Below are 25069 nucleotides of genomic sequence, written 5' to 3'. Positions count from 1 at the left end.
TTCGCATTCCCCGTGCCGGTCGCAGGACCGGCACCGACCCGCAGTGCCGGCAGCCGCGCGCAGCGCCGGCAGCACGGGCAGTGCCGGCACAACCGGCAGTGCCGGCACCACTAGAGGTGCCGGGGCCCGGCGCCACCGGCACTCCCGCACTTCCCGCATCCCGTCCCGCTCAGGAACTCCAGGAGAACGATCACCGTGCAGCTCGTCGTCGGCAAGATCGGCCGCGCCCACGGCATCAGGGGGGACGTCAGTGTCGAGGTCCGCACCGACGAGCCGGAGCTCCGGCTCGGCCCCGGTGCCGTCCTGCTCACCGACCCCGCGTCGGCGGGCCCGCTGACCGTCGAGTCCGGCAAGGTGCACAGCGGTCGGCTGCTGCTGCGCTTTGCCGGAGTGAAGGACCGCAACGCGGCGGAGGCGCTGCGGGGCACCGTGCTCATCGCCGAGGTCGACCCGGAGGAGCGCCCGGACGATCCGGAGGAGTACTACGACCACCAGCTGATCGGCCTGGACGTGGTGCTGCTCGACGGCACCCTGGTCGGTGAGCTGACCGAGGTCGTCCACCTGCCCTACCAGGACCTGCTTACGGTGAAGAAGCCCGACGGGACGGAGGTGCTGGTGCCCTTCGTCACCCAGATCGTGCCGACCATCGACCTGGAGAACCAGCGCGCCGTGATCACCCCGCCGGGCGGGCTGATCGACCCCGAGCAGGCCGAGGTCGACCGGGACGACTCCGCCGCCGAGGACGAGGGTGCGGAGGGAGCGAAGTGACCTCGCTCGAGGGCCTCGAGCCCGGTACGCCGGCCGGGGCGACCGAGTCGGCTGCGGTGGCCGAGCGGGCCTCCGGGGCGCCCGCGTCCGTGGTGCAGAGCGGGATGCGGATCGACGTCGTCTCGATCTTCCCCGAGTACCTGGAACCGCTGAACATCTCCCTGGTCGGCAAGGCCCGTGCCCGCGGCCAGCTGGACGTGCACGTCCACGACCTGCGCGAGTGGACCCACGACGTGCACCGGACCGTGGACGACAGCCCGTACGGCGGCGGCCCCGGCATGGTGATGAAGCCCGAGCCGTGGGGCGAGGCGCTGGACGCCGTGGTCGCCGGCGGGCCCGAGGGCCTGCTTCCGACCCTGGTGGTGCCCACCCCGAGCGGCCGGCCGTTCACCCAGGAGCTGGCCCAGGAACTGGCGGGCCGCCCCTGGCTGGCGTTCACCCCCGCCCGGTACGAGGGCATCGACCGGCGGGTGATCGAGGAGGCGGCCACCCGGATGCCGGTGGTCGAGGCCTCCATCGGCGACTACGTGCTGGCTGGCGGCGAGGTCGCCGTCCTGGTGATGGTCGAGGCGATCGCCCGGCTGCTCCCCGGCGTGCTCGGCAACGCGGAGTCCCACCGCGACGACTCCTTCGCGCCCGGTGCGATGGCCGACCTGCTGGAGGGCCCGGTCTACACCAAGCCCGCCGAATGGCGCGGGCGCACCGTGCCGGACGTGCTGCTCAGCGGCAACCACGGCCGGATCGCCCGCTGGCGGCGGGAGCAGGCCTTCGCCCGCACCCTCGCGAACCGCCCCGACCTGGTCGAGCGCTGGCGCCACGGCTCCTTCGACAAGAAGGACCGGGAGGCGCTGAGCATCCTCGGTCTGGCCTGGGACGAGGAGCTCGGCCGATTTCGGTCCACGGCCGCCGGTGTGGAAGAATAGGCCGCTGCTGTCTGTCGCTGGATCCCTCCCGTAGGGCTCACGTGGACCGGCGCCCCCGCCACGGGGGGATCGTCGTCAGCCGATGCGGCCCGCAGCTCACCCCATTGTGACGAACTTCCGTGGGCGGCCCGTGGCGCCTGCGATGGAGAGCAACATGAGCAACAAGCTCGCTGCTGTCGACGCGGCCTCGCTGCGTAGCGACATCCCGGCCTTCCGCGCCGGTGACACCCTGAAGGTCCACGTCCGGGTCATCGAGGGCAACCGCTCCCGTGTCCAGGTCTTCCAGGGCGTCGTCATCCGCCGCCACGGCGCCGGCATCGGTGAGACCTTCACCGTTCGCAAGGTCAGCTTCAACGTCGGCGTGGAGCGTACCTTCCCGGTGCACACCCCGGTCGTCGAGAAGATCGAGGTCGTGACCCGCGGTGCGGTTCGCCGCGCCAAGCTGTACTACCTGCGTGACCTCCGCGGCAAGGCCGCGAAGATCAAGGAGAAGCGCGACCGCTGATCCACCGGCCCCCGGCGTCGCCGGGGGATCGGATCGCTCTGGGGGGCCGGGCTGCCGCAAGGTAAGCTCACCCCCCGATGAGCACGCACGAACCACCCGCGGACCGCGACGGCAGTCCCGCACCCACCGGTGCGGACCTGCTGTCGCGGTCCGCGGTCGTTTCCGCGGAGGCGGCGGGCGGTGCCGTACCGGACGGTCCGACGGTGGACCGGCGGGCGTCGGAGGGCGCGGCTCAGGACCGTGCGACGCGGGGCGGTGCGGCTCAGGACCGTGCGACGCGGGGCGGTGCGGCTCAGGACCGTGCGACGCGGGGCGGCGCCACCTCGGCGGCAGCGGCGCACGGGCCCGAGGGCGATGCGGAGGGCGCGCTCGACGACGCGTCCCAGGGTGTCTCCGAGGACGCCTCTGAGGGCGATGCGGAGGGCGCGCCGGAGGGCGAGGACGAAGGCCACTCGCGCTCGCGGGACCTGCTGCTGCTCGCGGGGATCTGCCTGCTGGCGCTGCTGCTGGTGAACGCCTTCGTCGCCCGGCCGTACTCGGTGCCGTCCGGGTCGATGGAGGACACCCTCCGCCCCGGCGACCGGCTGATCGCCAACCAGCTCGCCTACGCGTTCGGCGGCCACCCCCGGCGGGGCGACGTCGTGGTGTTCGACGGGACGGGCTCCTTCCTCCCGGAGCCGACCGGACCGGCCGACGTCTGGGACGGGCTGCGCTCGCTCGGCCGCGACCTCGGGCTGGTCCCGGCCGGGAACACGGTCTACGTCAAGCGGGTGATCGGCGTGGGCGGGGACCGGGTGACCAGCACCGGCCCCGGCGGGCGGATCACCGTCAACGGCGTGCCGGTGGACGAGTCCTCCTACCTCGCCCCGGGCGACCAGCCGTCGAGCGTGGCCTTCGACGTGGTCGTGCCGGCCGGGAAGCTGTGGGTGATGGGTGACCACCGCAGCGCCTCCCGCGACTCCCGCGACCACCTCGGTGAGCCCGGGGGCGGCTTCGTGCCCGAGCGCCGGGTGATCGGCCGGGCGGACTGGGTGGTCTACCCGTTCTCCCGCTGGACGAGCCTGGACCGGCCCGCGGCCTTCGCCGCGACTGCGGGGACGGGCGGTCATGGGGACCAGAGGTAGGGGCCGGGTGGCCGACCGCCCGGCTCCGGAGCCGGGCGGCGGGGGAGCCGTCGGCGACGTGCCCGCGGGCCGGCGGTCCAGGAGGGGGGCGCCGGGCGGGGCCGATTCGGCCGGTTCCGGCGCGGACCGGCCGCCGCGCGGCCGGGCCGAGCGCCGCCGCAGTGCCCGGAAGGCGGCCCGGCGCCGCCGGCGCTCACTGCTGCGCGAGTTCCCCCTGATCATCGTGGTGGCGCTGCTGGTCGCGCTGGTGCTGAAGACCTTCCTGATCCAGGTGTTCGTGATCCCCTCGGGCTCGATGGAGCAGACCATCCAGGTCGGGGACCGGGTGCTGGTGGACAAACTGACCCCCTGGTTCGGCAGCGAGCCGCAGCGCGGCGACGTGGTGGTGTTCAAGGATCCGGGCGGCTGGCTGGAGAGCGACCACAAGCCGTCCGACGACGGTCCGGTGCTGGGGGCGGCCAAGGACGTCCTCACCTTCGTCGGGCTGCTGCCGTCCGACAGCGAGCAGGACCTGATCAAGCGGGTGATCGGCGTCGGCGGGGACACCGTGGAGTGCTGCGACGCGCAGGGCCGGCTGAGCGTCAACGGCACGCCGGTGGACGAGTCCTCCTACCTCGCCCCGGGCAACCCGCCGTCCCAGCGGCCGTTCAAGGTGAAGGTCCCGCAGGGCCGGCTCTGGGTCATGGGCGACCACCGGGACGTGTCCGCCGACTCCCGCTTCCACATGGGGAATCCGGGGCAGGGCACCATCCCGCTGAGCGGTGTGGTCGGCCGGGCGTTCGCGATCGCCTGGCCGCTGGACCGCTTCCATCAACTCGACGCCCCAGGTTCACTCTCCTCCCTGGCACGGGCTCCGCGGGAGGACGGAACTGCGCCGGAATCGGTGGCTGTTGGGCCGGTTCCGATGGAACCTCCGCTCGTTATGGGTGTGTTGGGCATCCTTCCGATCGCCGTTCGTCGGCCCGGCCGGCCACCGAAGTGAGCCGGGTCGGCCGTCGGTCGCCGGGCCGCGCGCGTGGGACCGCGAGCCGGATGCCTTGGAGTGATAGAGAAGTGCAGGTGCGGCCGGGGATCGGCCCCGGTCGTGCGCCGGGGCCGTGCCGGAGTCACGGGAGCCCCGGGTGGGCGGCCCGGACCCTTGTTCACGGTCGCGGTGAGCGTGGTGCCCGCTGTGCGGCACTTTGAGCGCGGACGCGCAGGCGTCCGCACAGCAGGGAGGAGACGTTGTGGGGGATGTGGTGATCGGCGCCCGCTCCGGTGCCGGCGAGCCCGAGGGCTCCGGCGGTCGAGCGGCCCGGTCCGCTGATTCCGGTGCGTCCTCGGCCTCGGTCGAGGACGCCGCGGCCCAGACCGCCGACGGCCAGGGCGACGAGCCGGAGGACTCCGCGGGGAGCTCTCCGGAGTCCGGTCGACCGGGGTCCGAGTCGACGGACCAGCCGGAGTCGGAGACCCCCGGCAAGCAGCGCAAGCAGCGTTCCTTCTGGAAGGAACTGCCGATCCTGGTCGGCATCGCGCTGGTCCTGGCACTGGTGATCAAGACCTTCTTCGTCCAGGCCTTCTCCATTCCGTCGGAGTCGATGCAGAACACGTTGCAGGTCGGGGACCGCGTCCTGGTGGACAAGCTGACCCCCTGGTTCGGTGCGGAGCCCGAGCGGGGCGACGTGGTGGTGTTCCACGACCCGGGCGGCTGGCTGAACGACGAGCCCACCCAGCAGAGCTCCAACTCCTTCGTCCGGGGCGTCCAGGACGTGCTGAGCTTCGTCGGTCTGATGCCCTCGGCCAACGAGAAGGACCTGATCAAGCGGGTCATCGGCGTCGGCGGGGACACCGTCGAGTGCGAGGGCGAGGGCCCGGTCAAGGTCAACGGCGTCGCGCTCAACGAGCCGTACGTCTACCCGGGCAACACCCCCTGCGGCGACCACCCGTTCGGTCCGGTCAAGGTGCCCAAGGGCCGGCTCTGGGTGATGGGCGACCACCGCGCCGACTCGCTGGACTCCCGGTTCCACATGGACCAGCCGGGCGGCGGCACCGTGCCGGTGGACAACGTGATCGGGCGTGCCTTCGTGGTGGCGTGGCCGATCAGCCACTGGGCGACCCTCCCGGTGCCGAGCACCTTCGACCAGAAGGGCCTGTCGGCGGCCGCGCCGGTCGTGCCTCCCGCGGTCGGCGCGGTGGGTGCGGTCGCGGTGCTCCCGCTGGTGCGCCGGGCTCGGGGCCGGATGGACCGCCGGAAGGATTCCTGAGCTCCACCAGGTTGTCCGCAGGCCTTGCGCGGGCCGTGGTACCGACGAGTAATCTGCTCGGACGTGCCACGGCCCGTCGGCATTTCCGCCGGGGCCTCCGGCGTGCCAGTGGTGTTCTCCGGTCGGCCAGAGGTGGACGGTGTCGATGAGCAGTGTCGTGGAGCAGACGGCCGACCGCCCGACCGCGGCGGCCCGTCCGCGGCGCCGGCCCGCCGCGGTGCTGCAGGGCGTGGCGATCGCGCTCGGGCTGGTGCTGATGATCGGCGGGTTCGCCCTCATCGCGATCGACTACCGGCCGTACAAGATCCCGACCGCCTCCATGTCCCCCACGCTCCAGATCGGGGACACCGTCCTCGCCCGGAAGATCGGCGGCGGCGCCGTCGGACGGGGCGACGTGGTGGTCTTCCGGGACCAGGACTGGGGCGGCGAGCTCATGGTCAAGCGGGTCGTCGCCGTCGGCGGGGACACCGTGGCGACCACCGGGGCGGAGCACCGGCTGACCGTCGACGGACAGCCGGTGGAGGAGCCGTACCTCGCGGCGAAGGGCCTGCAGGGCGAATCGTTCAGTGTGACGGTTCCGCCGGGCCGGCTGTTCCTGCTCGGCGACAACCGGCTGGGCTCGCTCGACTCCCGCACCCACCTGGAGGTCGACGGCGGTACCGTCCCGGCCGGCGCGGTGGAGGCCAGGGTCGAGGCCACCGTGCTGCCGTTCGGCCGGACGGGGGAGCTCGGCCGGAGCACGGCCTTCGACGCCCTGAAGGGGCCCGCGGCCGGCGAGCCGGGCCCGCTGCAGCCCGCCGCCTACGCGACCGTCGCGGGCGCGGCGCTGATCGTCGTGGTCTCGGCGGCGGGCGGGGTGGCGGGCCTGGCCCGCCGGTTCCGCCGGGGGAGCGGCTCCTGAGCACGGCCGCCGCCGGCCGGGCCGCTCTGGCGAACATCGCCCCGGACGCCCGCGCCGGGTGGCAGGATCGGTAACGCCACCGATGCGAACGGAGGGAGCGTGGAGCGCTGCCATGACGGCACAACGCCGCAAGGCGGTCCGGATCCTGCTGCTGGACGGGCAGGACCGCATCCTCCTCTTCCTGGGCGCCGACCCGGCGACACCGGGGGAGACGTGGTGGATCACGCCCGGGGGCGGCTTGGAGCCGGGCGAGGACGTGCGGGAGGCGGCCGCGCGGGAACTCGCGGAGGAGACCGGCCTGCGGGGCGTCGACCTGGGGCCCTTGGTGGCGTACGGCACGGTGTCGTTCTCCTTTCGGGGGCAGCGCTACGAGCAGGACCAGTGGTTCCACCTCGCCCGGACCGCGGATACGGTCGTCGACCACTCGGGGACGGGGGAGGAGGAGCACGCGCAACTGCTCGCGGCGCGCTGGTGGACGGTCGAGGAGCTGCGGGGGACCGCCGAGACGGTCTATCCGGTCGGACTGGCGGATTTCCTGGAACGACTGCTGGCCGAGGGCCCGCCGGTCGCTCCGGTACGGCTCTGAGCGTGGGTGCGGTGGTCCACAATGGGTGGACTGACAAGTTGAGGGGACGCCTGGATGAGTGCCGAAGATCTCGAGAAGTACGAGACCGAGATGGAGCTCAAGCTCTACCGGGAGTACCGGGACGTCGTCGGCCTGTTCAAGTACGTGATCGAGACCGAGCGACGTTTCTACCTCACCAACGACTACGAGCTGCAGGTGCACTCGGTCCAGGGCGAGGTGTTCTTCGAGGTGTCGATGGCGGATGCGTGGGTCTGGGACATGTACCGGCCGGCCCGGTTCGTCCGCAAGGTCCGGGTGCTGACCTTCAAGGACGTGAACATCGAGGAACTCGCGAAGAGCGATCTGGAGCTGCCCTCGGACGAGTCCGGCTTCGGGAACTGACGTTGGACCGCTCGGCCCCGGGTTGTCCAGCCGAATTCCGCACGATCGGGGCGTCTCACTCCTGAGGGTGACAAAAGTTATCCACAGGGTCGAGTTATCCACAGGGAAACGGATAACTGTGGTGCCGTCGTGCCCGGCGGTGCAACCTCCACGGCGGAGGTGGTCACCGTGCAGAACACGATCACGCAGGACCGGGCCGCACCCGACGCGGCCGAACCGGGCGGCCCCGGGCAGGGCCCGCGCCGCAGCACCAACAACGGGCTCGGGCGCTACGGGGAGCGGGTCGCCGCCCGTCGGCTGACGGAGGCCGGGCTCCGCGTACTGGACCGCAACTGGCGCTGTGCCGAGGGCGAGCTGGACATCGTCGCCCTCGACGGCGACACCGTCGCGGTCTGCGAGGTGAAGACCCGCTCCGAGCGGGGCTTCCAGCAGCCCACCGAGGCCATCGACCAGGCCAAGGCCGCCCGGCTGCAGCGCCTGGCCGAGCGCTGGATGGCCGAGCGCTGGCCCGACCACTTCGCCCGGCTGGCCGGCCCCGGGTACGACCCCGGGCCCACGGACCCGCACTGGCCGCCGGCGCCGCCGGGCGGGGTGCGGATCGACCTGGTGGCCGTCGTCAACCGGGCCCGTGGTGCGGCCCTGGTCGACCACCTGCGGGGGGTGGTCTGAGATGGCCTTCGCCCGAACCTGTTCCGTCGCGCTGGTCGGTGTCGACGGGGTGATCGTCGAGGTCCAGGCCGATCTGGAGCCCGGGGTGGCAGCGTTCGCCCTGGTCGGCCTGCCCGACAAGGCGCTGTCCGAAGCCCGTGACCGGGTCCGGGCGGCCGTGGTCAACAGCGGCGAGGCCTGGCCGCAGCGCAAACTGACCGTCGGACTCAGCCCGGCCTCGGTCCCCAAGAGCGGCAGCGGCTTCGACCTCGCGGTGGCCTGTGCCGTGCTGGCCGCCGCCGAGCGGCTCGACCCCGCGTCGATCGCCGAGCTGCTGATCATCGGTGAACTCGGGCTGGACGGCCGGGTGCGGCCGGTCCGCGGGGTGCTGCCCTCGGTGCTGGCCGCGGCCGACGCCGGCTACCAGCGGGTCGTGGTCGCGGAGCAGACCGCGCCCGAGGCCTCGCTCGTTCCGGGCGTCAGCGTGATCGGGGTCCGCAGCCTGCGCCAGCTGGTCGCCGTCCTGACCGGTGCGCCCGCGCCCGAGGAGCCGCCCGACCCGTTCGGCGGGCGGCCCGATCCGCTGATGGCCGGCCTGATGCTGCCCAGCGCGGGCGTCCGGGGCCTGCCCGACGACCGGGCGGCCCGCCTGGACATGGCCGACGTCGCCGGCCAGTACGAGGCCCGGCGCGCACTGGAGATCGCCGCCGCCGGCGGACACCACCTGTACCTCAAGGGCCCGCCGGGCGCGGGGAAGACCATGCTGGCGGAGCGACTGCCCGCGCTGCTCCCGCCGCTGACCCGGAAGGAGGCGCTGGAGGTCAGCGCCGTCCACTCGGTGGCCGGGCTGCTCCCGGCCGGGCGCCCGCTCATCGACACCGCGCCGTACTGCGCCCCGCACCACTCCACGACGATGCCCGCGATCGTCGGCGGCGGGAGCGGCCTGCCGAGGCCGGGCGCGGTCTCCCTGGCCCACCGGGGCGTGCTGTTCCTCGACGAGGCGCCGGAGTTCCCGGTCCGGGTGCTCGACGCGCTGCGCCAGCCGCTGGAGTCGGGCGAGGTGGTGATCGCCCGCTCGGCCGGATCGCTCCGGCTCCCGGCCCGGTTCCTGCTCTGCCTGGCCGCCAACCCCTGCCCGTGCGGGCGCCACTCCAGGCGCGGCGAGGGCTGCGAGTGCAGCCCCGCGATGGTCAGCCGCTACCAGGGGAGGCTCTCCGGCCCGCTGCTGGACCGGGTCGACCTCCAGGTCCAGGTGGCCCCGGTGACACGGGTGGAGCTGATGGAGCGGGACACCACGGCGGAGAGCACCGAGACCGTCGCGGCCCGGGTGCTGGCCGCACGCGAACGGGCGGCCGCCCGGCTGGCGGACACGCCGTGGCGGACCAACGCGGAAGTCCCCGGGCACGAGCTGCGCACCCGCTGGCAGCTGGCCCCCGGTGCGCTGAACGACGCCGCACGCCAGCTGGAGCGAGGGATGCTGACGGCCCGCGGCCTGGACCGGGTGCTCCGGGTCGCCTGGACGGTGGCCGACCTTGCCGGTCGGGACCGACCGGACCAGCGGGACGTGCGCACCGCACTGGTCCTGCGCACCGGTGTCGAACACGGGCTGCCGATGTCCGGTCGCGCGCCCGGTCTCCTCGGGAGCGTTCCCGCGCAGCGCGGCCCGGTGGACGAGCCGCCGGAGGAGCCGGACGGGACGGGCGACCTCGCCGGCCCCGCGAGACCGGACCACCCCGGCAGCCCGGCCGCCGAGCCGGCACACCCCGCCGGCCCCGGCGATCCCGGCGACCCCGGCCACCCGGAGCCCCCCGCGCGGTCGGCCCGTGCCAAGCGGACGCGCACGCTCGACCGGCAACCGGCGAACGAGGACGGTGAGGCATGAACCCGATGATGACGCACTCTCAGCCGCCCGGCGGAGCCGGGACGCCGCCCGGCCCCGAGCCCGAGCGCCTCGCCCGCGCGGTGCTCAGCCGACTGGGCGAACCGGGGGACGCGGTGATCGGCCGGTGGCTGGGCCGGCTCTCCGCAGCCGACGTGGTCCGGGCGATCCGGGCGGGCGAGGTGCCCTCGCACCCCGGGCTGGACGGCGCCCGGCTCGCCGGCTACCAGGCCCGACTCCCCGGGCTCGACCCTTCCGGCGACCTGGAACGGGTGCGAGCGGTGGGTGGACGCTTCATCATTCCGGGGGACACGGAATGGCCCAGCCAACTGGACGACCTGGGTGACGGCAGGCCGGTCGGGCTCTGGACGGTCGGCACCGGCTCGCTGCGGCTGCTCGCGCTCCGCTCGGTGGCGATGGTCGGTTCCCGGTCCTGCACGGCCTACGGCGCCCACGTCGCGGGCGAGCTGGCGGCCCAACTGGCCGAACGGGGATGGGTGGTGGTGTCCGGAGCGGCCTACGGGATCGACGCGGCCGCCCACCGCGGGGCGCTTGCCGTCGGCGGGATGACGGTCGCGGTGCTCGCCAGCGGCGTCGACGTGCCCTACCCGAAGGGGAACGCCGAGCTGATCCGGCGGATCGGCGCGCAGGGGCTGCTGGTCAGTGAACTGCCGCCGGGGGAGCACCCGAACCGCTTCCGCTTCGTCCTGCGCAACCGCGTCATCGCCGCACTCACCCGGGGCACCGTGGTGGTCGAGGCGGCGCTGCGCAGCGGCGCGCTGAGCACGGCCCGACGGGCCCGGGACCTCAACCGCCACACCATGGGTGTCGCCGGCCCGGTGACCTCGGAGCTCTCGGCCGGGGTGCACGCCCTGATCCGCAGCGGCGGTGCCGTGCTGGTCACCGACGCGGCCGAGATCGGCGAACTGATCGGGGCGATCGGGGACGACCTGGCTCCCCAACGCAGCGGCCCCGTCCTGCCCCGGGACTTGCTGGAGCCGGCGGTGGCGCGGGTGCTGGAGGCCGTCCCGGCGACGGCTGAGGGCGCACCGGTCGAGCGACTGGCCCGGCAGTCCGGTCTCCCGCCGGACGAAGTTCTCCAGCGGCTCTACGAGTTGGGCTCGATCGGCTACGTCGAGCGACACGGCGCGCACTGGCGCCTCGTCCGGAGGAGGTGATCACCGGGAGCGGGGAACACGCCCGAGCCGTGGGAGGCGAACCGCGATCGCCCGGCTGACCTGCTGATCCGCCCCTTTCGCTCGCGTGCCTGGATTCGGTGAAGAGAACGCCACCGGATCGAGGGACGACCGAGTGGTGGTAGCGCATTGCAGCGAGTCGGTCACGCTACGCTCCACATGCCTTCCCTATCAGCACATGACTCGGCAGAACGGCGCATACCAACGCATGCCCACACACATTCCCGGACACAGAGTGACCGGTGGCGCCCGGTCCTCGGGAGGGCCGCGGACCGAGCGGCGTCCCGTGACCGAGTTCCCGCCCAAGGCGACGGGGACGATGGGCGGCCTGTCACGCCAGGGCAACCGGCCGGCGGCGGTGCCGGGCCAGCCCGCCGACGCGGCCGGCCCCGCCGACGTCGCGCCCGACCCGCGGCTCGGCGCACCCCAGCCGCCGGACACCGCGTCCCCGCCCGTCGGCGAGCAGAACCGCGGTGGCCGACACGCCGGTGGCCGACACGCCGGCGGCCGGGGCTCCGAGGCGCGGGAACCCGAGGCCCAGGGCCGGACCGCGCTCGAACAGCTCTGGCGCTCCTACAAGGACAGCGGTGACCAGCGGCTGCGGGAGCAGCTGATCCTGCACTACTCACCGCTCGTCAAATACGTGGCCGGCCGGGTCGGGGTCGGCCTGCCCTCCAACGTCGAGCAGGCGGACTTCGTCTCCTCCGGGGTCTTCGGGCTGATCGACGCGATCGAGAAGTTCGACATCGACCGCGCCATCAAGTTCGAGACCTACGCGATCAGCCGCATCCGCGGCGCGATCATCGACGAGCTGCGCGCCCTGGACTGGATCCCCCGCTCGGTGCGGCAGAAGGCCAAGGCCGTCGAGCGGACGTACGCGACGCTGGAGGCCCGGCTGCGCCGCACGCCGCACGAGCCCGAGGTGGCGGCCGAGATGGGCATCGCGATCGAGGACCTGCACGCCATCTTCAGTCAGCTCTCCCTGGCCAACGTGGTGGCCCTGGACGAACTGCTGCACCCGGTGGGGGAGGGCGGCGACCGGCTGAGCCTGATGGACACCCTGGAGGACCACGGCGCCGACAACCCGGTCGAGGTCGCCGAGGACCGGGAGCTGCGCCGACTGCTGGCCCAGGCGGTCAACACCCTCCCCGAGCGGGAGAAGACCGTGGTGACGCTCTATTACTACGAGGGGCTCACCCTCGCCGAGATCGGTCAGGTCCTGGGGGTGACGGAGAGCCGGGTGAGTCAGATCCACACCAAGTCCGTCCTCCAGTTGCGCGCCAAGCTGTCGGACATCCGCTAGCGCACCGGTGGCGGGCAGCAAGGCGGCCGGCGCCAAGGCTGCGGGCGGCAGGCGGCCGCGGGCGTCCCGGGCCCACCGGGTGCGCACGGGGAACGACGGGTCCGCGCCCCGCTGCGTGCGCCCGCGCTCCCCCCGATTGCGCGGCGCCGTATCGGCCGCAGGTAGGGCTCCGTACAGTGGGGGCGTGCCGAAGATCCGAGCGGCCACGGTGGCCGAGCATCGCCAGCTGCAGCGCGCAGCCCTCCTTGACGCTGCCCGCACCCTGCTCACCGAGGGCGGGATGGAGGCGCTGACCTTCCCCGCGCTCGCGGCGCGCACCGGCTTGGCGCGATCCTCGGTCTACGAGTACTTCCGCTCCCGCGCCGCCGTGGTCGAGGCGCTCTGCGAGGTGGACTTCCCGCTCTGGGCGGCCGAGATCGAGGCCGGTATGGAGAGCTGCGACACGGCCGCCGAGCGGGTCGAGGCCTATGTCCGGGGCCAGCTGGCGCTGGCCGCCGACCCGCGTCACCGGGCGGTGGTGGCGATCTCCGCGCTGGAGCTCGACGAGGCCGCTCGCGAGCGCATCCGCGCGGCGCACGGCAGGCTGGTCGGTCTGGTCGTCCGGGCCCTGGAGGACCTCGGGCACGTGCAGCCCCGGCTCGCCGCCGTGCTGCTGCAGGGCGTGGTGGAGGCGGCCGTCCGCCGGGCCGAGCAGGTGGCCGGCGGGGACCGCGCCGGGTGCGTGGCCGAGAACGCCGAGCTGATCGCGGACGCCGCCGTGGCGATGGCCCTGCACGGTCTCGTCCGCGACTGAACCGTCGAGGCCCCGTCCGACCCGCTCCGCCGGCGCCGCTACGCTGCCGCCCCGCCCCGCCCCGCCACCACCGCCGCCGCCGACCCCGCACCGCCCTCCGTCGACCCCGACGCCCCCGCGCCGGTGGGGCCGCCCCCGTTCGTCAGCCGGCCTGGCCGTCCCGCCGGTCGCCGCCCAGGGGGAGCAGCCGGGCCGCCCCCGCACCGAACAGGGCCAGCGGGTCGAGGTAGCGCTCCCCGCGCAGCAGCCCCCAGTGCAGGCAGTCGCGCTCGCGGCAGTGCCGACCGTCCGGTGCGATCCGCCCGATCACGGCCCCGGCCGGGACGGAGGTGCCGACCGGGACGGTGCCGGTGACGGGCAGGTAGGTGGTGCGCAGGGGAGGGGCCCCCTGGCCCGGATGGATGACGGTGACCACCGGCCGCCCGGCCACCAGACCGGAGAACGAGACCACCCCGGCGGCTGCCGCCCGCACCTCCGCCCCGGCAGCCGCGGCGAGGTCCACACCCCGGTGCCCCGCGGCCCACGGCCTGGCCGGCGGCTCGAACCGGCCGAGCACCCCACCGCCCGGCCCGCCGGGCGCGTCCACCGGCCAGGCCCGTGTGCCGTCCGGCCCGGCGCGAACCCCGGGCCCCGCGCCGCCCCCAGCCCCCGGACCACCGCCGACCCCACCACCCGCGCCCGAGTGCGCGGACCGTCCGAGGGCGACGCCCGGAACCGCCCCGACGGCCACCAGCAAGACCAGCACCGCGGCCGTCACCACCACGGGGGCCGCGCCGAGGAACGGGCCCCGCGGGCGCCGAGCACCGGAGGACGGGAGAAGGAGGCCATCGCGAGCAGTCATGCCCGGAGGCTCCCGTCCTCGCCGCTCCCGCGCCACCGGCCTCCGTTTTCCTGTGGACAAACCGCCCCCCGCGGCCGTCACCCCTCCCTCCGGCGGGTGTACGCACTCCGCCATCCGGTGTACAAGCGGCGTACGGGCCGCGTACCGGCCGGGTGGCGACCGCTGCGCCGCCCCTCCACGGCACTCCCTCCCGTACCCGGCGATCGCCCGATGCCGACCCGGCGACCGCCCGATGCCCGACCCGATGCCCGACCCGGCGTCCGCCCGGCGAGAGCCCGGGCCCCGCCCGGCCCCCGGCCCTCCGCCGCTCGCGGAGTCGCTCGCGCCTCGGGGCTTCCCGTACACTTCACACGCGACCCGGTCCGCCGGGTCGACTTCGCACGCCCCGCCACCGGTGGACGGACGCGGTTCGACCGCAGCCCCCGCCAGGTGCGAGTGCCGCTCGGTCCGCCGAGCCCGACCGGTCCCCGGACCGAGCGGGTTCAAGCGGCTCGGCACGTTCGGGGCGTCAGGCGTGGCTGTCACCTGGCCGCCACGGACAAAACCGAGCCCGACCCGGCCGGTACGCACCGCGCGAGCGGGGAGCGCCACCGCGCGAACCGCCTCCGCTGCGCGACCGCTGGGCCGTAACACCTGAGGAGCACGGCTATGGCCGTCGTCACGATGCGGGAGCTGCTGGAGAGCGGCGTCCACTTCGGTCACCAGACCCGCCGCTGGAACCCGAAGATGAAGCGCTTCATCATCACCGAGCGCAACGGCATCTACATCATCGACCTCCTGCAGTCGCTGAACTACATCGACCGCGCCTTCGAGTTCATCAAGGAGACCGTTGCCCACGGCGGCAGCGTCCTCTTCGTCGGCACGAAGAAGCAGGCCCAGGAGGCCATCGCCGAGCAGGCCACCCGCGTGGGCATGCCCTACGTGAACCAGCGCTGGCTCGGCGGCATGCTGACCAACTTCTCGACCGTCTACAAGCGTCTGCAGCGCCTCAAGGAGCTCGGCGAGCTGGACTTCTCGGACGTGGCCGGCTCCGGTCTCACCAAGAAGGAGCTCCTGGTCCTCCAGCGCGAGCACGACAAGCTGGAGAAGACCCTCGGCGGTATCCGCGACATGCAGCGCGTTCCCAGCGCCGTCTGGATCGTGGACACCAAGAAGGAGCACATCGCGGTCGGCGAGGCCCGGAAGCTCAACATCCCGGTCGTCGCCATCCTCGACACCAACTGTGACCCCGACGAGGTCGACTACAAGATCCCGGGCAACGACGACGCGATCCGCTCCGTCACCCTGCTGACCCGCGTGATCGCCGACGCCGTGGCCGAGGGTCTGAAGTCCCGCGCCGGTGTCGCCAAGGGCGACGCCAAGGCCGAGCCGGGTGCCGACCAGCCGCTGGCCGACTGGGAGAAGGACCTGATCGAGGGCGAGAAGAAGGCCGAGGAGGCCCCCGCCGCCGAGGCTCCCGCCGCCGAGGCCGAGGCCGTCGAGGCCCCCGCCACCGAGGCGCCGGCCGAGCAGGCCTGACGTACCACGGGTGAGGGGCACCCACCGGTACGACGCCGGTAGGTGCCCCTCTCTCCCGCGCCGGGGCCGAACCATCGGTCCCGGCGCATCCCCACGCAGACACGCGAGACGCGAGAAGAGATTCACACCATGGCGAACTTCACCGCCGCGGACGTCAAGAAGCTCCGTGAGCTCACCGGCGCCGGCATGATGGACTGCAAGAAGGCCCTGGACGAGGCCGAGGGCAACGTCGAGAAGGCCGTCGAGCTCCTGCGCATCAAGGGCCAGAAGGGCGTTGCCAAGCGCGAGGGCCGTGACGCCTCCAACGGCGCCGTCGCCGCGCTGATCGCCGAGGACAAGAAGTCCGGCGTTCTGGTCGAGCTGAACTGCGAGACCGACTTCGTCGCCAAGGGTGACAACTTCGTCAAGGTCGCCGACGCGATCGCCGCCCACGTCGCCGCCACCGCCCCGGCCGACCTGGACGCCGCCCTGGCCTCCGAGATCGAGGCCGGCAAGACCGTCCAGCAGTTCGTCGACGAGGCCAACGCGACCCTGGGCGAGAAGATCGTCTTCCGTCGCTTCGCCCAGTTCGGCGGCGACGGCTTCGTCGCGGTCTACCTGCACAAGACCAGCCCCGACCTCCCGCCGGCCGTCGGCGTCCTGGTCGAGCTGGACAAGGAGAACGCCGAGGTCGCCAAGGACGTCGCGCAGCACATCGCCGCCTTCGCGCCGAAGTACCTGTCCCGCGAGGACATCCCGGCCGAGGACATCGAGAACGAGCGCCGCGTCGCCGAGGCCACCGCTCGCGAGGAGGGCAAGCCGGAGGCCGCCCTGCCGAAGATCGTCGAGGGTCGCGTCACCGGCTTCGTGAAGGAGAACTCCGTCCTGGAGCAGGCCTTCGCGAAGGACAACAAGAAGTCCGTCGCCAAGGTCCTCGAGGAGAACGGCGTCGCCCTCAAGCGCTTCGCCCGCTTCCGCGTCGGCGCCTGAGCCACGTTCCCCCTGGTCCCCGGCACCCTTACGCTGGGAACCGCCCCCGCCCGCTGAGCAGGGCGGGCGGAACGCCGAACGGGCTCACCCAGCGCCATCCGTCCACGGGCGGGCCGCGTCGGCACCACGAACGACGAGGAGGCCATTGCCGTGCAGGACACCGAACCGGTTCCCGCGGCAGTGGCCTCCTCGCGTGTACGCGCAGGCCGGGCATCCGCACACCCGCGCCTGTGAGCCAGTAGGTGCAAAAAGGAGAAGTCCATGCAGGAGACGCAGGAGACCGCGCAGGACCCCAAGGCCGGCTCGCGCCGCCGGGTGCTGCTCAAGCTGTCCGGTGAAGCCTTCGCCGGTGGTGGCGGACTCGGCGTCGACCCGGACGTCGTGCACGCGATCGCCCGGGAGATCGCCACCGTCGTCCGCGCCGGTACCGAGGTCGCGGTGGTCATCGGCGGCGGCAACTTCTTCCGGGGCGCCGAGCTCCAGGTGCGCGGCATGGACCGGGCGCGCTCGGACTACATGGGCATGCTCGGCACCGTGATGAACTGCCTGGCGCTGCAGGACTTCCTGGTCAAGGAGGGCATCGAGACCCGGGTCCAGACCGCGATCACGATGGGCCAGGTCGCCGAGCCGTACCTGCCGCTGCGGGCCGTCCGGCACCTGGAGAAGGGCCGCGTGGTGATCTTCGGCGCGGGTATGGGCATGCCGTACTTCTCGACCGACACCACGGCCGTGCAGCGTGCGCTGGAGATCCACGCCGACGTCCTGCTGATGGGCAAGAACGGTGTGGACGGCGTCTACGACTCCGACCCCCGGACCAACCCGGACGCGGTGAAGTTCGACGCTCTGGAGTACTCCGAGGTCATCGCGCGCGACCTCAAGGTGGCCGACCTCACCGCGATCACGCTGTGCAAGGACAACAACCTGCCGATGCTGGTCTTCGAGCTGCTGGCGGAGGGCAATATCGCGCGTGCGGTGAAGAGTGAGAAGATCGGCACACTCATCAGCCAGGATTCCGTCCGGGCCTGAGCAGCAACCAGCAGTACGGGGCGGCGCCGTCGCCGTGACCGGCCTCGACGCCGACACCGGTCGGGACAACCGCAGATGAACCGGACAGGGAGACCACAGTGATCGAAGAGACCCTCCTCGAGGCCGAGGAGAAGATGGAGAAGGCCGTCGCCGTCGCCAAGGACGACTTCGCCGCCATCCGCACCGGCCGTGCCCACCCGGCGATGTTCGCCAAGATCGCGGCCGAGTACTACGGCGCCGTGACGCCGATCAACCAGCTGGCCTCGTTCTCGGTGCCGGAGCCGCGCATGGCCGTCGTGTCGCCGTTCGACAAGACCGCGCTGAAGGCCATCGAGCAGGCGATCCGCGACTCCGACCTGGGCGTCAACCCGTCCAACGACGGTTCCATCATCCGGGTGGTGCTTCCCGAGCTGACCGAGGAGCGCCGCCGGGAGTTCATCAAGGTCGCCCGCGGCAAGGGCGAGGACGCCAAGGTCTCGATCCGCGCCGTGCGCCGCAAGGCCAAGGACGCGATCGACAAGCTGGTCAAGGACGGCGAGGTCGGCGAGGACGACGGCCGCCGCGCCGAGAAGGAGCTCGACGACACCACGGCCAAGTACGTGGCCGCCGTCGACGAGCTGCTGAAGCACAAGGAAGCCGAGCTGCTCGAGGTCTGATGAACGACGCCCCTGACGCCCCTGGCTACTGGGGCCCGTCCGACCAGCAGTTCCAGCCGTACCGCCCGGCGCCGCAGCCGCAGCCGCAGGCCCACCTGCAGCAGCCGCACCCGGCGCCGGGACACGGCGGGCCCCCGGCGCCGCCGTTCCAGGGGCTCCCCGGTCACCCGGGCGGCGAGGCCGCCCACCCCGGCGCGCCCGGTGCCGCCCCAGGTGATCCCGGCCTCCGTTCGGATCACTCGCAGCAGCCTCCGGTGTACTGGGGCGGCGACGCGGAGGAGACTCGGGTCATGCCTCCCGTACCGGCCGATCCCGGTCCGCTCCCCGGTGCGCCGGGTCAGGGCGGCCAGGACCTCCCACCGGCGCCCGGCCGACCGGGCGACCCCGCGGCCGGCCCGGCCCGGGAGGCCGGCCGGCTGAGCGGCCCGCTGTTCCGGGACGAGCCCGCCGGGCCGGCGGTGCCGGGCGTGACGGAGACGGTCGTGCTGCGCGCCGTGGCCGGTGACGCCGCCCCCGCTCCCGGCCACGGCCTCCCGCCGCACCCGGGGGCTCCGGCGCACCCCGCGCCGCCGCCGGGCCACCCGGCGGCCGGGCAGCCCCCCTTCGTGCCGTCGTCCCATCCAGGGCAGGAGACTCCCGTGGCCGCCCAGCCCGCCCCGCCGCCGTCGCAGCCGCGCAAGCAGCGCGGTGGCCGTAACCTCCAGGCCGCGATAGGCGTGGGCGTCGGCCTCGGCGCGGTGATCATCGCCTCGCTGTTCGTGGTGAAGGCGCTGTTCCTGGTCGTCGTGATGGCCGCGGCGTCGGTCGGCGTCTGGGAGCTGACCAGCCGGCTGGCCGAGCGCAAGCAGATCAAGGCGCCGCTGGTCCCGCTGGTCGCGGGCGGCATCGCGATGATCGCCACCGGCTACTGGGCGGGCGTCCAGTGGGCGGCGGCCTCGCTGGCGCTGACCGGGCTCGCGGTGATGGTCTGGCGGATGGCGGAGCCGCCGGAGAACTACCTGCGGGACATAACGGCCGGCGTGTTCACCGCCTTCTACGTGCCGTTCCTGGCGACGTTCGTGGCGATGATGCTCGCGGCCGACGACGGTCCGCAGCGGATCGTGCTGTTCCTGATCGTCACGATCTGCAGCGACACCGGTGCCTACGCCGTGGGCTACAAGTTCGGCAAGCACAAGCTGGCCCCGACGATCAGCCCCGGCAAGACCCGCGAGGGCCTGGCTGGCGGCATCGGCCTGTCGATGCTGGCCGGTGCGCTGCTGATGCAGCTGATCATCGACGGCGGCAGCTGGTGGCAGGGCCTGATCCTGGGCGGCTGCGCGGCGGTCACCGCGACCCTGGGCGACCTGGGCGAGTCGATGATCAAGCGCGACCTCGGGATCAAGGACATGGGCACGCTGCTGCCGGGCCACGGCGGCATCATGGACCGGCTGGACTCCCTCCTGCCGACCGCGCCGGTGGTCTGGCTGCTGCTGGCGGCCTTCGTCGGCAGCTAGGGCCAGGGGACCCGTCCGGCGGGATCCGCCGGGCAGGACCCGGCCGCGCCGACCGTGCGAAGGGGCTCCGGACTTCCGGGGCCCCTTCGCCGTGTCCGGCCCGCTCCGGGCGTCTGCGACACTGGAACAACCATGCCTAAGCCCGGAGAACTCACGTTTGTCGCGCCGCGCGGCGCCAAGCCCCCGCGACACCTCGCCGATCTGAGCCCCGCCGAGCGCAAGGAGGCCGTCGCCGAGCTGGGCGAGCAGCCGTTCCGCGCCAAGCAGCTCTCCAACCACTACTTCGGCCGGATGTCGAACGACCCGGCGAGCTGGACGGACATCCCCGCCGCCAGCCGGGAGAAGCTCACCGAGAGCCTGCTGCCCGAGCTGATGTCGGTGGTCCGGCACGTCTCGTGCGACGACGACACCACCCGCAAGACGCTCTGGAAGCTCTTCGACGGCACCCTCGTCGAGTCGGTGCTGATGCGCTACCCGGACCGCGTCACCATGTGCATCAGCTCGCAGGCCGGCTGCGGCATGAACTGCCCGTTCTGCGCGACCGGCCAGGCCGGGCTGACCCGCAACCTGTCCACCGCCGAGATCGTCGAGCAGATCGCCGCCGGGATGCGCGCGCTCAAGGACGGCGAGATCCCCGGCGGGGAGGCGCGGCTGTCCAACGTGGTCTTCATGGGCATGGGCGAGCCGCTGGCCAACTACAACCGGGTGCTGGCCGCGATCCGTCGGCTGACCGACCCGGCGCCGGACGGCTTCGGCCTGTCCCAGCGGGGCATCACGGTGTCCACCGTCGGCCTCGTCCCGGCGATGAACCGGCTCGCCGACGAGGGCCTGAGCTGCCGCCTGGCGCTGTCGCTGCACGCCCCGGACGACGAGCTGCGCGACGAGCTGGTGCCGGTGAACACCCGGTGGAAGGTCGCCGAGGTGCTGGACGCGGCGTGGAACTACGCGGAGAAGTCGGGCCGCCGGATCTCCATCGAGTACGCGCTGATCAAGGACATCAACGACCAGGCGTGGCGGGCGGACCTGCTCGGCCGGCTGATCCGCAACCACCGGGTGCACGTGAACCTGATCCCGCTGAACCCGACCCCGGGCTCCAAGTGGACCGCCTCCCGGCCCGAGGACGAGCGCGAGTTCGTCCGCCGGCTCCAGTCGCACGGCGTGCCGACGACCGTCCGGGACACCCGCGGCCAGGAGATCGACGGCGCCTGCGGCCAGCTCGCCGCGGCCGGATAGCTAGCGCAGGCCGGCGGCCGCCAGTGCGGCGGTCGCCCCGCCGGTCACCAGCAGGGTGGTGCCCACCGCCAGCGTGCGCAGCGCGATCGCGCCGAACAGCAGCCGGGGCGGGGTGCCGAGGCGCAGCAGCGCGTCGGTGACGTCCCGGCGGTCGGTGCGGACCTCGGCCAGCCGGGCGGCCACCGCGGCGCCCGCGCAGCCGAGCACCAGGCAGGCCTCGACGGCGGGCAGCGCGTCGGCGCTCCCGGGCGTGCCGATCCAGTAGCGGATGGTGGTGAGCACCAGCGCGAGCGCGAGGGTGAGCACGGCCAGCGGCGGGCCGAGCCGGCGGGCCTGGGCGGTGAGCCCGCGGCCGGCCAGCAGCCGCAGCGGGGTGGGGCGGCCGGCGGCGAGCAGCCGGCCGGTCCAGGACAGCAGCGGGCCGGTGAGCAGGGCGAGGCCGAGGGCGCTGGCGGCCCAGCCGCCGAGCGCGGCGGTGCTGGTGGTGCCGAGCCCGGCGGGCAGGTGGATCGGCCGGCCGTCGGCGGCGGCGCCGGGCCGCAGCGCGATGAGTTCGAGGGCGAGGCCGATCACGGCCAGGCCGATCGGCAGGGCGATCCGCAGCGCGCCGAAGCCGGTGCGGGGGCCGGTCCGGCGGCCGGGCAGGGTCTCGTCGAGCGGGACGGCGCAGGCGGCGGCGATGCCGGCGGTGAGCGGCACCAGGGCGAGCAGGGTGACGGGCGCCGCGGCGGGCAGCGGTACGCCCATGCCCAGGTCGGGGGCGAGCGACGGCCCGGCGATGTCGTTGCGCAGCACCAGGAAGAGCAGCAGGGTGAGCACGCTGCCGAGGGTGCAGGCGAGCGCGACCTCGCCGGCGATCAGGGCGCGGATCCGTCCGGACCCGGCCCCGGCGGTCCGCAGGCCGGTGATCCGTTCGGGCCGCCGGGCGGGCACCGCGCGGGCGGCGACGGCGGCGAACCAGCCGACGGCGGCGAGCGGGGGCAGGCACCAGAGCAGGCGGGCCAGCGCGTCGGTGCCGCCGTCCGGGTCGCTCATCGCCCGGCCGAGGGAGCGCAACAGGAAGGCGGCGACCAGGCCGGCGGCGAGCGCGGTGAGCAGCCAGCGGCCGAGGTCGGGCGCCCGGTAGCCCCGGGCCAGACGGAGATAGAACACGTCGACTCTTTCAGCGGCTCGGCGTCGTCAGCGGCGGGTGGCCGAGACGGCGGACGCACCGGCCGCGCCCGGGGCGCTGCCGGTGGTGCCGCGCGGGACGGGCGCGGCGGGGGCGGTGAGCCGTCCGTCGACGAGGGCGACGGCGCGGTCCGCGAACCGGACGAGCTCGGGGTCGTGGGTGGCCAGGACGAGGGTGAGCTGGTGCGAGCGGGCCGCGCTGGTCAGTATCCGCAGGACCTGGTCGGCGGCCTCGCGGTGCAGCGGGGCGGTGGGGTCGTCGGCGAAGACGACCGTCGGCAGCGGGGCGAGGGCGCGGGCGACGGCGATCCGCTGGCGCTGGCTCTGGAGCAGCAGGTCGGGTCGCCGGCGGCCGATCTCGCCGACGTCGAGGCGCTCCAGCCACTCGTCGGCGGCGGTGTAGGCGGCCTTGTTGCCGGCTCCGGCGAGCAGCAGGGGCAGGGCGACGTTCTCCCGGGCGGTCAGCTCGGGCACCAGGTGCGGTTCGGAGCCGACGAAGCCGAAGCGGTCGCGGCGCAGCCGTTCGCGGCCGGCCCGGCCGAGGGTGTGGACGGGGGCGCTGTTGAACCAGACCTCGCCGTCGTCGACCGGGAGGAGCGCGGAGAGGCAGCCGAGCAGGGTGCTCTTCCCGGAGCCGCGGGGGCCGGTGACGGCGAGCACCTCCCCCTCGCGCACGCCGATCGAGATGCCGCGCAGGGCGGGGGTGCCGTGATGGGACTTGACGATCCCCCGGGCCCACAGCACGTCGTTGTCAGGCGGTGCCGCTGACATGAGGTTCCATCCTGGGTGGCTGCAGGGATATGACAGTCGTCAGATTAGAACGACCGGGACCTCGTGCGGTTGCGGCGCTCTGGTCCATCGCGGGCAAATCACCCGCAATCAGGCATGTTTGTTCGCCGCCTGGTGGCGGAAAGTCGGCCCGGAGGTCCGGAGGTCCGGAGACCCAGACGCCCCCGGCGCGCCGCGGGGCGGCTGCGGAAACACCGCAGGGCGGTCCCGGGGAGGGACCGCCCTGCGGCGGAGGGTGGGGAAGGTTGGCTCAGCCGGTCAGATCTTCGCCCACGCGTCGGTCAGGCTGGTCCGCAGGATCTGCTCGATCTCGTCGAAGGTCGACTGGTCGGAGATCAGCGGCGGGGCCAGCTGGACGACCGGGTCGCCACGGTCGTCGGCGCGGCAGTACAGGCCGTTGTCGAAGAGGGCCTTCGACAGGAAGCCGTAGAGGACGCGCTCGACCTCGTCGTCGTTGAACGACTCCTTGGTGACCTTGTCCTTCACGAGCTCGATGCCGTAGAAGTACCCGTTGCCGCGGACGTCGCCGACGATCGGCAGGTCGCGCAGCTTGTTCAGGGTGCCCAGGAAGGCGGCCTCGTTGTCGAGGACGTGCTGGTTCAGGCCCTCGCGCTCGAAGATGTCGAGGTTGGCCAGCGCCACGGCGGAGGAGACCGGGTGGCCGCCGAAGGTGTAGCCGTGCAGGAAGGTGTTGTCGCCCTTGTAGAACGGCTCGGCGATGCGGTCCGAGATGATCGTGGCGCCGATCGGGGAGTAGCCCGAGGTCATGCCCTTGGCGCAGGTGATCATGTCGGGCTGGTAGCCGAACTTGTCGGCGCCGAACATGGTGCCCAGGCGGCCGAAGGCGCAGATGACCTCGTCCGAGACGAGCAGCACGTCGTGGCGGTCGCAGATCTCGCGCAGGCGCTGGAAGTACCCGGGCGGCGGCGGGAAGCAGCCACCGGCGTTCTGCACCGGCTCGACGAAGACGGCGGCGACGGTCTCGGCGCCCTCGTTGAGGATGGCCACCTCGATCTCGTCGGCGCACCAGCGGCCGTAGGCCTCGGGGTCGACCGTGCCGTCGGGGCCGGCGAGGAAGGCCGGGGCGCGGTAGATGTTGGTGTTCGGGGCCTTGTGGGTGCCCGGCACCAGCGGCTCGAACGGGGCCTTCAGGCCCGGCAGGCCGGTGATGGACAGGGCGCCCTGGGGGGTGCCGTGGTAGGCGACGGCGCGCGAGATGACCTTGTACTTGGTCGGCTTGCCGGTCAGCTTGAAGTACTGCTTGGCGAGCTTCCAGGCGGTCTCGACGGCTTCGCCGCCACCGGTGGAGAAGAAGACCTTGTTCAGGTCGCCCGGGGCGTAGTTGGCCAGGCGCTCGGCCAGCTCGACGGCCTTCGGGTGGGCGTAACTCCACACCGGGAAGAAGGCGAGCTCCTTGGCCTGCTTGGCGGCGGCCTCGGCGAGCTCCTCGCGGCCGTGGCCGGCCTGGACGACGAACAGGCCGGCGAGGCCGTCGAGGTACTTGCGGCCCTTGTCGTCCCAGACGTAGGTGCCTTCGCCCTTGACGATCGTCGGTACGGGGGAGTTCTCGTACGACGACATGCGGGTGAAGTGCATCCACAGGTGGTCGTAGGCGGTCTTGGAAAGGTCCTTCTGCGCCGGGTCGGCTGTCATCGGGTGCCCCAGGTGTAGGTCTGTTTCCGGAGCTTCAGGTACACGAAGCTCTCGGTGCTCCGCACGCCGGGAAGCGCGCGGATGCGCTTGTTGATCAGTTCGAGCAGGTGCTCGTCGTCCTCGCAGACCAGTTCGGCCAGGAGGTCGAACGAGCCTGCGGTGCAGACGACGTAGTCGACCTCGTCGAGGGCGGCCAGCGCGTCGGCGACGGGCTCGATGTCACCCTCGACCCGGATCCCGACCATCGCCTGGCGGGTGAAGCCGACTGTGAGCGGGTCCGTGACGGCGACGATCTGCATCACGCCCTGGTCGAGCAGCTTCTGGACGCGCTGACGCACGGCCGCCTCGGACAGGCCCACGGCCTTGCCGATGGCGGCGTACGGGCGGCGTCCGTCCTCCTGGAGCTGCTCGATGATCGCCTTGGAGGCGGCGTCGAGGGGAACGCTCGCGTTCCGGTCGCGGTTGGCCACG

General features: G+C 73.3%; 24 protein-coding genes and 1 pseudogene. 20 read left to right on the top strand and 5 right to left on the bottom strand.

The genetic code is table 11. The features are described from left to right. The first annotated feature begins 195 nt into the window (after window positions 1-195). From rimM to ACIA8Q_RS29395, 14 genes and pseudogenes are all read left to right on the top strand, one after another. The gene (rimM, locus tag ACIA8Q_RS29460) at window positions 196-768 is read left to right on the top strand and encodes a ribosome maturation factor RimM (protein ID WP_396317962.1); all 573 of its coding nucleotides are present in this window, start codon (window positions 196-198) and stop codon (window positions 766-768) included. Window positions 769-872: 104 nt separating this feature from the next. Further along, entirely contained in the window at window positions 873-1691 is an 819-nt protein-coding gene (trmD, locus tag ACIA8Q_RS29455; protein WP_360217705.1) for a tRNA (guanosine(37)-N1)-methyltransferase TrmD, read from the top strand. A gap of 154 nt (window positions 1692-1845) precedes the next feature. Further along, window positions 1846-2196, top strand: coding sequence for a 50S ribosomal protein L19 (rplS, locus tag ACIA8Q_RS29450; RefSeq protein WP_030306736.1), 351 nt, complete (start codon window positions 1846-1848; stop codon window positions 2194-2196). Between the two features lie 77 nt (window positions 2197-2273). Further along, window positions 2274-3320, top strand: a complete 1047-nt coding sequence (gene lepB / locus ACIA8Q_RS29445) for a signal peptidase I (protein WP_396317961.1) — start codon at window positions 2274-2276, stop codon at window positions 3318-3320. 7 nt (window positions 3321-3327) lie between these two features. Beyond that, window positions 3328-4302: a signal peptidase I gene (gene lepB / locus ACIA8Q_RS29440; RefSeq protein WP_396317960.1), complete on the top strand. Its 975-nt coding sequence runs from the start codon at window positions 3328-3330 to the stop codon at window positions 4300-4302. A 244-nt stretch (window positions 4303-4546) separates the two neighbouring features. Further along, window positions 4547-5563: a signal peptidase I gene (gene lepB, locus ACIA8Q_RS29435; RefSeq protein WP_360217672.1), complete on the top strand. Its 1017-nt coding sequence runs from the start codon at window positions 4547-4549 to the stop codon at window positions 5561-5563. 145 nt (window positions 5564-5708) lie between these two features. After that, entirely contained in the window at window positions 5709-6464 is a 756-nt protein-coding gene (gene lepB / locus ACIA8Q_RS29430; protein ID WP_396317959.1) for a signal peptidase I, read from the top strand. A 112-nt stretch (window positions 6465-6576) separates the two neighbouring features. Then, window positions 6577-7050: an NUDIX domain-containing protein gene (locus tag ACIA8Q_RS29425; RefSeq protein ID WP_360217666.1), complete on the top strand. Its 474-nt coding sequence runs from the start codon at window positions 6577-6579 to the stop codon at window positions 7048-7050. A gap of 54 nt (window positions 7051-7104) precedes the next feature. Further along, a complete protein-coding gene (locus tag ACIA8Q_RS29420; protein WP_030056781.1) occupies window positions 7105-7431 on the top strand; it encodes a DUF2469 domain-containing protein in 327 nt (108 codons plus the stop codon). Window positions 7432-7599: 168 nt separating this feature from the next. Next, window positions 7600-8100 carry a YraN family protein gene (locus ACIA8Q_RS29415; RefSeq protein ID WP_360217663.1) on the top strand — a complete coding sequence of 167 codons (501 nt, stop codon included), beginning with the start codon at window positions 7600-7602 and terminating at the stop codon, window positions 8098-8100. A gap of 1 nt (window position 8101) precedes the next feature. Further along, a pseudogene (locus ACIA8Q_RS29410) lies at window positions 8102-9709 on the top strand (YifB family Mg chelatase-like AAA ATPase); the annotation flags it as partial. A 257-nt stretch (window positions 9710-9966) separates the two neighbouring features. Further along, window positions 9967-11136: a DNA-processing protein DprA gene (dprA, locus tag ACIA8Q_RS29405; protein WP_387906155.1), complete on the top strand. Its 1170-nt coding sequence runs from the start codon at window positions 9967-9969 to the stop codon at window positions 11134-11136. Between the two features lie 304 nt (window positions 11137-11440). Further along, window positions 11441-12457: an RNA polymerase sigma factor WhiG gene (gene whiG, locus ACIA8Q_RS29400; RefSeq protein ID WP_360217660.1), complete on the top strand. Its 1017-nt coding sequence runs from the start codon at window positions 11441-11443 to the stop codon at window positions 12455-12457. Window positions 12458-12665: 208 nt separating this feature from the next. Further along, window positions 12666-13250, top strand: a complete 585-nt coding sequence (locus ACIA8Q_RS29395) for a helix-turn-helix domain-containing protein (protein WP_360217699.1) — start codon at window positions 12666-12668, stop codon at window positions 13248-13250. Between the two features lie 142 nt (window positions 13251-13392). On the opposite strand, the gene ACIA8Q_RS29390 is transcribed toward ACIA8Q_RS29395, so the two are convergent. Then, window positions 13393-13752 carry a peptidoglycan DD-metalloendopeptidase family protein gene (locus ACIA8Q_RS29390; protein WP_396317958.1) on the bottom strand — a complete coding sequence of 120 codons (360 nt, stop codon included), beginning with the start codon at window positions 13750-13752 and terminating at the stop codon, window positions 13393-13395. Between the two features lie 987 nt (window positions 13753-14739). Between ACIA8Q_RS29390 and rpsB the strand changes: the two genes are divergently transcribed. From rpsB to rlmN, 6 genes are all read left to right on the top strand, one after another. After that, complete coding sequence (rpsB, locus tag ACIA8Q_RS29385) at window positions 14740-15609, top strand: 30S ribosomal protein S2 (protein WP_360217654.1); 870 nt, start codon at window positions 14740-14742, stop codon at window positions 15607-15609. Between the two features lie 129 nt (window positions 15610-15738). Beyond that, complete coding sequence (tsf, locus tag ACIA8Q_RS29380; RefSeq protein WP_360217651.1) at window positions 15739-16578, top strand: translation elongation factor Ts; 840 nt, start codon at window positions 15739-15741, stop codon at window positions 16576-16578. A 261-nt stretch (window positions 16579-16839) separates the two neighbouring features. Further along, complete coding sequence (pyrH, locus tag ACIA8Q_RS29375) at window positions 16840-17604, top strand: UMP kinase (RefSeq protein WP_030056790.1); 765 nt, start codon at window positions 16840-16842, stop codon at window positions 17602-17604. Window positions 17605-17702: 98 nt separating this feature from the next. Beyond that, complete coding sequence (gene frr / locus ACIA8Q_RS29370; protein WP_360217648.1) at window positions 17703-18260, top strand: ribosome recycling factor; 558 nt, start codon at window positions 17703-17705, stop codon at window positions 18258-18260. 290 nt (window positions 18261-18550) lie between these two features. Then, complete coding sequence (locus ACIA8Q_RS29365; protein ID WP_396317957.1) at window positions 18551-19753, top strand: phosphatidate cytidylyltransferase; 1203 nt, start codon at window positions 18551-18553, stop codon at window positions 19751-19753. Window positions 19754-19885: 132 nt separating this feature from the next. Beyond that, entirely contained in the window at window positions 19886-20986 is a 1101-nt protein-coding gene (rlmN, locus tag ACIA8Q_RS29360; RefSeq protein ID WP_360217642.1) for a 23S rRNA (adenine(2503)-C(2))-methyltransferase RlmN, read from the top strand. Here the strand turns inward: rlmN and ACIA8Q_RS29355 are convergent, their stop codons facing one another. From ACIA8Q_RS29355 to ACIA8Q_RS29340, 4 genes are all read right to left on the bottom strand, one after another. Next, window positions 20987-22138 (bottom strand): hypothetical protein, encoded by a 1152-nt coding sequence (locus ACIA8Q_RS29355; protein ID WP_360217639.1) that lies wholly within the window; start codon window positions 22136-22138, stop codon window positions 20987-20989. Window positions 22139-22165: 27 nt separating this feature from the next. After that, window positions 22166-22927, bottom strand: a complete 762-nt coding sequence (locus tag ACIA8Q_RS29350; protein WP_360217636.1) for an ATP-binding cassette domain-containing protein — start codon at window positions 22925-22927, stop codon at window positions 22166-22168. A gap of 276 nt (window positions 22928-23203) precedes the next feature. Beyond that, window positions 23204-24598: an aspartate aminotransferase family protein gene (locus ACIA8Q_RS29345; protein WP_360217633.1), complete on the bottom strand. Its 1395-nt coding sequence runs from the start codon at window positions 24596-24598 to the stop codon at window positions 23204-23206. Then, entirely contained in the window at window positions 24595-25068 is a 474-nt protein-coding gene (locus ACIA8Q_RS29340; protein ID WP_030243538.1) for an Lrp/AsnC family transcriptional regulator, read from the bottom strand. The genes ACIA8Q_RS29345 and ACIA8Q_RS29340 overlap by 4 nt, the downstream gene beginning before the upstream one ends. Window position 25069 lies beyond the last annotated feature (1 nt).

Origin of the sequence: Kitasatospora sp. NPDC051705 (genome assembly GCF_044453265.1) — a bacterium.
Taxonomy (GTDB): domain Bacteria; phylum Actinomycetota; class Actinomycetes; order Streptomycetales; family Streptomycetaceae; genus Kitasatospora.
The sequence above is the reverse complement of the archived record's forward strand: the minus strand, read 5'-3'. Positions and strand labels throughout refer to the sequence as shown.

Coding starts and splice junctions, on each gene's coding strand:
- trmD (WP_360217705.1), top strand. CDS start 873: ATGCGGATCGACGTCGTCTCGATCTTCCCCGAGTACCTGGAACCGCTG.
- rplS (WP_030306736.1), top strand. CDS start 1,846: ATGAGCAACAAGCTCGCTGCTGTCGACGCGGCCTCGCTGCGTAGCGAC.
- lepB (WP_396317961.1), top strand. CDS start 2,274: ATGAGCACGCACGAACCACCCGCGGACCGCGACGGCAGTCCCGCACCC.
- lepB (WP_396317959.1), top strand. CDS start 5,709: ATGAGCAGTGTCGTGGAGCAGACGGCCGACCGCCCGACCGCGGCGGCC.
- ACIA8Q_RS29425 (WP_360217666.1), top strand. CDS start 6,577: ATGACGGCACAACGCCGCAAGGCGGTCCGGATCCTGCTGCTGGACGGG.
- ACIA8Q_RS29420 (WP_030056781.1), top strand. CDS start 7,105: ATGAGTGCCGAAGATCTCGAGAAGTACGAGACCGAGATGGAGCTCAAG.
- dprA (WP_387906155.1), top strand. CDS start 9,967: ATGATGACGCACTCTCAGCCGCCCGGCGGAGCCGGGACGCCGCCCGGC.
- rpsB (WP_360217654.1), top strand. CDS start 14,740: ATGGCCGTCGTCACGATGCGGGAGCTGCTGGAGAGCGGCGTCCACTTC.
- tsf (WP_360217651.1), top strand. CDS start 15,739: ATGGCGAACTTCACCGCCGCGGACGTCAAGAAGCTCCGTGAGCTCACC.
- pyrH (WP_030056790.1), top strand. CDS start 16,840: ATGCAGGAGACGCAGGAGACCGCGCAGGACCCCAAGGCCGGCTCGCGC.
- ACIA8Q_RS29365 (WP_396317957.1), top strand. CDS start 18,551: ATGCCTCCCGTACCGGCCGATCCCGGTCCGCTCCCCGGTGCGCCGGGT.
- rlmN (WP_360217642.1), top strand. CDS start 19,886: ATGCCTAAGCCCGGAGAACTCACGTTTGTCGCGCCGCGCGGCGCCAAG.
- ACIA8Q_RS29350 (WP_360217636.1), bottom strand. CDS start 22,927: ATGTCAGCGGCACCGCCTGACAACGACGTGCTGTGGGCCCGGGGGATC.
- ACIA8Q_RS29345 (WP_360217633.1), bottom strand. CDS start 24,598: ATGACAGCCGACCCGGCGCAGAAGGACCTTTCCAAGACCGCCTACGAC.